5 protein-coding genes are annotated in these 6,000 nt (G+C 67.7%); 1 reads left to right on the top strand and 4 read right to left on the bottom strand.

The genetic code is table 11. The features are described 5' to 3' along the window. Positions 1–1,333: 1,333 nt before the first annotated feature. The gene (locus ACIRRY_RS49380; protein ID WP_403986916.1) at positions 1,334–1,579 is read right to left on the bottom strand and encodes a hypothetical protein; all 246 of its coding nucleotides are present in this window, start codon (positions 1,577–1,579) and stop codon (positions 1,334–1,336) included. A gap of 86 nt (positions 1,580–1,665) precedes the next feature. Between ACIRRY_RS49380 and ACIRRY_RS49375 the strand changes: the two genes are divergently transcribed. Further along, on the top strand, positions 1,666–1,911 hold the full coding sequence (locus ACIRRY_RS49375; RefSeq protein WP_403986913.1) for a DUF3761 domain-containing protein: 246 nt from the start codon (positions 1,666–1,668) through the stop codon (positions 1,909–1,911). A gap of 100 nt (positions 1,912–2,011) precedes the next feature. Here the strand turns inward: ACIRRY_RS49375 and ACIRRY_RS49370 are convergent, their stop codons facing one another. From ACIRRY_RS49370 to ACIRRY_RS49360, 3 genes are all read right to left on the bottom strand, one after another. Next, complete coding sequence (locus ACIRRY_RS49370) at positions 2,012–2,782, bottom strand: crotonase/enoyl-CoA hydratase family protein (protein ID WP_403986910.1); 771 nt, start codon at positions 2,780–2,782, stop codon at positions 2,012–2,014. Between the two features lie 49 nt (positions 2,783–2,831). Then, positions 2,832–4,040, bottom strand: a complete 1,209-nt coding sequence (locus ACIRRY_RS49365; RefSeq protein ID WP_403986907.1) for a cytochrome P450 — start codon at positions 4,038–4,040, stop codon at positions 2,832–2,834. Between the two features lie 133 nt (positions 4,041–4,173). Next, a complete protein-coding gene (locus ACIRRY_RS49360) occupies positions 4,174–4,434 on the bottom strand; it encodes a hypothetical protein (RefSeq protein ID WP_403986904.1) in 261 nt (86 codons plus the stop codon). Between the last annotated feature and the right edge of the window lie 1,566 nt (positions 4,435–6,000).

The following is a 6,000-nucleotide window of genomic DNA, read 5'->3' as shown; positions in this document are numbered from 1 at the left end:
CCGCCTGGTCATCGGCGGTCGCGGACTTGGTCACGGTGTCAGTCACTTGATGTCTCTTCCATGATCATCAATTACACCGGTGAGCGTACAGACCCAACTGCGGTGGCGGGACTACTGTCTATCGAGGTGTTCCGGAAGGCCATCCGGGATTTGACGCTGCAGTTGACGGATCGGTTGTTCCTCGTGGCGGCACGGCTTCAGCGGAAGCGCACCAGCTTGGTAATACGGAAAGCATTTACACGAGTTGGTCAACAAGTGAAGCTGCGGCTCGTCGTGCGGCCACCCGCGGAGAAACGGGAGTGGGTGTCGTTCTCGAGAGTAGAATTCCGGCCGGACGCCCACACGTCCACGTCAACGATGAGCCGTGGGCGGATCCGGATCTGAGGGGTGAGTTCGAAGTGTTGATTGAAGGGCCGATGCAAGGAAACCCGTATCCGGTTTGGAGACCGTGATGACTGTGCAGTCGATCACTAGACGAAGGGCGGCTCATCTCATTGAGCAGGCCGACCTAGATGTTCCTGTGCGGCTTGTCGAGCGGTTGACGCAGGCCCTCTTCAGCAACCCGGATGTCGATATTGAGGTCACCTTTCCCAATTCGCATGAGCTGCTGGAAATCTATCGGCACAGGTTTGAATCGCTGCCGGAATTTCGGGAATCGCGAATTGGGTGGGATGCCCTATTCTGGGCCCTCGGTGAAGTCGAAGGGCGCGTTGGAATTCTGTCGATAATCTGCGATTCGTGGCGTGTGATCGCTGTTCTAGATGAGTCCGCAGAATCTATCCTAGCGTGCCTGATTAGAGATCCAAACCAAGTGGCAAAGTCGGCCGGGTAGAAGATGTTGCGTTCTTAATAGAATTTCTCTGGTCCACCACAGTTGGCGTATAGGAATGCTGCAGCGGCCCCGTCGGATTTGATTCCGGCGGGGCCGATTGGATGTCTGACGGCAGTACTGTATGTGCTGGCGGGTACCACGCCAGTGCTCGTACACAACAGCGGGTGTGGCGACGTTGCATTGGGGCCGGGGTGGGGCGGCGGCACGCACTGGTGCGGGTTCGGTGGCGTGGGCGGTGACGGGGGAGAGCAGCGCGGTGAGGACGGACAGGATGGCGGCCGCGGTGCGTGCCGTACGGACGGGGCGCATCAGAGTTTCCCTCTCGAAGATCACAGACAGTCCGTGATCTTCGTAGCGGTGCCGGCCGCCGCCACGCCCGGCGCTCGGCCCTGCCTCACCCTCTCGGGGCGGTAAGTCACACAAGGTGTGGTGCGGGCCGGAGTGTGGGAGACGGGGCCGGGCGCGGGATGCGCCTGGCCCCGTCGGGCGCGTGATATGCGGTCAGTCCTGGTGGATGGTGACGGGCGGGTCGGTGCGGTTGCCGTTCCGGTCGATGCCGAAGCGTCCGCTCGCGCTCAGGCTCCACCGGGTCTTGTCTGCGATCCAGCCGGTGTCGTACTGGCAGCGGTAGCCCGCGTACGGGGGCGGGAGGAGCGGGTTCGCGTACCCGGGACTTGGAGGCGTCCTGGCCCGGCCACTTGTTCGCGTGCTTCGAACCCAGGGCGACGGCCCTGCTACGGCGGTCACTGGTCCGTGACAGTGCGCCCGGTCGGCCGGGGTGCCGAAGCCGGCGGATACATGCTCGCCTCCGTGAACCATTCAGAGGGGGAATCATGCTGACGAAAGTCCGGGGCACGGTTGCGGCGGCGGTGATGGCGGGGGCGCTCCTGGTGCCCGTAGCCGCGGCGAGCGACGCGGCAGCGGCGTCCTGCGCGCGGCACACCACAGGTGTGTGCAAGGCGAACTCGCCGCATCCGCGCGGCGCTGCCGCGAAATGCAAGGACGGCTCGTACTCCTACAGTGCTCACGCCCGCGGGACGTGCTCGCACCACCGGGGCGTCAAGTACTGGTACCGGTAGGACGGCAAATAGCGCCGCCCCGGACGGACTCCGGGGAGCGGCAGGATCTGACAGTCGGCGTCGGTATGGATCACGCCGGGCGTCCGCTTGACCAATTTTCTCAGTGGTGCCAGGTCGGTGGGCGTTTCTCGGTGAACGCGTGGGCGCCTTCGGTTGCCGCGGCGGTCGTGAAGACGGGGGTGCTGAGGGGGTCCTGGACGGTGTAGGCGGCGGTGTCGTCGAGACCGCGGGTGTCGCGGACGATCCGTTTGGTGACGAGGACGGCGTCGCGGGAGGGGGCCATGACCCGGTCGGCCAGGGTGAGGGCCTCTTGGAGGGCTTCGCCTTCGCGGGTGAGTTGGTTGACGAGTCCGTAGCGGGCGGCGTCGGGGGCGGGCAGTGGGGCCGCGGTCAGGAGCATCTCCATGGCCACGTGGTAGGGGACACGCCCGGGGAGGCGGATGGCTCCGCCTTCGGCGGCGATGAGTCCGCGGGCGACTTCGGGCAGGGCGAAGAACGCGGTGTCGGCGGCGGTGATGAGGTCGCAGGCGAGGGCGAGTTCGAAGCCGCCGGCGACGGCCGCGCCCTCGACCGCGGCGATGAGGGGTTTGCCGAGGCGGGCCCGGGTCAGTCCCGCGAGTCCCCGGTCGGCGACGACCGGGACGCCGTCGGCCGGGAAGGTCTTGAGGTCCATGCCTGAGCAGAAGTGCCCGTCTGCGCCGGTCAGGATGCCGACGGTCAGGGTGGGGTCGGTCTCCAGGCGGGTGAGGGCCGCGTCCACGGCTTCGGCCAGCGGCCGGTCGATCGCGTTGCGGACATGGGGCCGGTTGAGGGTGATGAGCAGGACGCCGGGACGCGGCTCGGTCACCAGCACGGAGTGTTCGCTGTCCATCCGGTGTGCTCCAGGTCAGGGGGTGTTCCGGCGGTGCGGGCCGTTGCGGTCAGGTCCGTACGACGGGCAGTGCGGCCAGCCCGCGCATCACCCGGGCCGGGCGCCAGGGGAGTTCGTCGGCGGGCTTGGCCAGCGCCACCGGACCCAGGCGTTGCAGCAGCAGGGGGAAGGCCACGGCGCCTTCGAGGCGGGCCAGGGCGGCGCCGATACAGAAGTGGGGTCCGTAGCCGAAGGCGAGGTGGTCGTTGGGTGTGCGGCTCAGATCGAGCCGGCCGGCGTCCGGGAAGTGGGTCTCGTCGCGGTTGGCGGAGCCGATCAGGAGGCTGACGATGTCTCCCTCGCCGATCAGCTGTCCGTGCAGGGTGACGGGTTCGGCGGCGCACCGGAATGTGGCGTCCCGCACCGGCGAGTCGTAGCGGAGCAGTTCCTCGACCGCGGTGGTGAGCAGGGTCCCTCCGGCCTGGGCTCCGGTGAGCCGGGCGGCCTCACCGGGGTTGCACAGCAGGGCGAGCATGCCGTTGCCGATGAGGTTCATGGTCGTGTCGTGTCCCACCAGCAGCAGGAGGTAGGCGGTGGAGCGCAGTTCCTCCTCGCTCATCGCCCCGCTCTCGTCGCTGGCCCGCACCAGAGCGCCCAGCAGGTCGACCTCGCTTGCCTCGCCGCCCTCGCGCTTGCCCGCGATCAGCATGTCCAGCAGAGCGTGCAGATCGCTTTCTACCCGTGCGGGGTCCAAGCCCGCAGCGGGGGCGATGGTGGCCATCAGGGTCTGTCGGGTCGCCGCGTTGTCCAGTTCCACGGGGACGCCGAGGATCGCGCAGATCATCCGGAAGGTCAGCGGCGCCGCGAACGCGGCGATCACATCGATGTGGGTGTGCTGCCCGATGCGGTCCAGCAGCCGGTTCGCGGTGTCCGCGACGAAGGGCTCCAGCCTGGCGATACGGCGCGGTACGAACGCGGCGTTCACCAGGGTGCGCAGGCGGGTGTGGTCCGGGGGGTCGGCGTGGACCAGATGCCGGTTCAGTCCGGCCGGCCCCGGAACGTAGCCCGGCACCCGGCCGGGGTTCTTGCTCAGCCGCCCGTCGGTCAGCAGCGCGTGCACGTCGTCGTAGCGGGAGATCTGCCATACGGCGGGACGCCCGGGTCTGCGATCCGGGTAGGCGGGCGCATGCCGGCGCAGCCACGCGAAGTAGGGGTAGGGGTCCTGCACTCGCGCGGCCAGCAGGCCGGCGGGCGGGGACGGTACGGCGGGAGCGGGCACGAGGGCTCCGGGATCGAAAACTGATACAGACACCGCATCAACGACCTAGCGCCATAAAAGATGTGAAACAGATCCATTACGCCACACCCAGCCGACTCCGAGAAACCAGACGAGTTGTTCCGGATGGGTTTGTTCACAGGAGGCGTCTCATGAGGGCCTGGGTGACGATGGCTGCTTCTTCGGTGTCCAAGCCCGTGAGCATGGCGATATGCGCGGTCGCAGCCATGGTGGAGTGCTCCACCGCCTGCTGGAGCCGCTCCCCGTACAAGCCCGGGCCGGCCTCTTCGAGTCGTTCACCCAAGGCCCGTAGGGCCAGGCCACGCCGCCCTTTGTCCTCGGACTGGGTGGCGGCCAGGCACTCTTGCGTGAGGTGGTGTGCACGTGTGGTGTCCATGGCCTGGCAACGTCCGCTGCCGAGGCGAGGTCACGGGCCGCGACGCGGGCAGGGCACCCAAGATCGCTCCAGGACGAACGGCGGTCCCGGAGGAGGAGAGCGGTTCGCCGAATGCCGCGCTGAGCCAAGCGGCCGGATGGGTCCCACCGCCGCACTCTCCCGGGCCCGATGCCGGCCGTGCGGCGGCATGTACGAGAAGCCGCAGTACCGGACCGGCAGCACACACATCAACCGGCGGCCGTTCCCGGCGTACGTCGTGGACGCGTCATGGCGGGCTCGGTCTCGTCGCACCGGGGCATGTGGTGAAGTCCGGGCCTTGAGGGCGCCGACAGGTTCCGCACCGGGCAAAAAAGATCGCGCCTGGAGTCCGGTCTTTCTGGCGTACCGGTTTCGAGTTACTCCCGGTATCCGGGAACGCGGAGGAACTTTCGCGGTGGAGGGGGCGCGTGGTGTCACTCCCGGGGGTGAAACGGGCGCTATTGAGGAACCTGCTGCCGGTACGCGGAGTCCACACAGACACGTAGCGGGTCATGCTGTCGGTCGTCGGGGCGCAAGAGGTTTCCGATTACCGGTGCCGAATTCTTGGGCGCGCGCGTGCCGGGAGTCCTGGGGCTATAGATTGTGTTTCCGTTCGTGTGCGGCCGTTCCACGGGGCTGATGGCCGGGACGGTGCGCGGAGAGGCAACGGCGGTCGGGGGATTTCCGCAGGCTGTGCCTGGTGCGTCTGCATCGTGCCCGTGACCGGCGGCTGAGGAGCCGCTCGGTGCGGTGGAGGCGGCGCGTGCTGCTTTATGTTGGTGTGTATCAGTCAGGAGTTCCAGGTGCCCGATCCTTTTACCACGGCACCGGGCATGCCTGAGTCCGGTTCCGGAACGCCGGATATCCCGTCGCAGAACGGGGCCCGCCCGAATGGAAGCCACGCTTCAGGGCGGCGGGCGGTGCGGCGCGGCACTTCACGCGGCCCGTCTGTGGATGATGCAAATATCTATGACCGGAGAACCGGTACGGTAAATGACCGTTCAGATACTCCGCCTGAAAGCTTTCTTGATTTCCTGGACCGTCTTTCGGCCCGGCTCATCGCAAAGAACGACACGGCGTGGCCTGCCGTGGTCCAGTTCGCCCTGCTCGTGCTGCTGCTGCCGGCATCAGTGATCGCAACCGTGCTGGCGGCCCATGCGGCGGGTGTTCCCGGCTGGGCGATCGCCACGGGGACCGTGACATCGGCCGGCGGGGCTGGTGCGCTGACGGTGAGCCGCCGCAGGGCCGGCCGTTCGGGGACGGACCGGGCGCCGGGGCAGCAGGGGAGCGGTCCCCGTGCTAACCGGCGTCAGGGATCGCACCGCCGTTGACGGTTGTGCCATGGTGTCCGCTGGCTGCAGTCCAGTGAACCCCGGGCAAGGGGTCTGCCGTATGGCGTGTGCGGCGCATGAGTCCCAGGGCGGCCCCCAGGAGGGTTGTTCCCATCTGTACGGCCAGGAAGACCGCTGTGCGTGCGGAACGGGGGGCGGCGAGAGCTGCCGCGGTCGCCACGGCGAGCCCGAAGGCCGTGCAGGCGGCGACGAACAC

The organism is Streptomyces sp. NPDC101776 (genome assembly GCF_044766845.1).
Lineage (GTDB): Bacteria > Actinomycetota > Actinomycetes > Streptomycetales > Streptomycetaceae > Streptomyces.
This window is presented reverse-complemented; position numbering and strand designations above follow the sequence as displayed.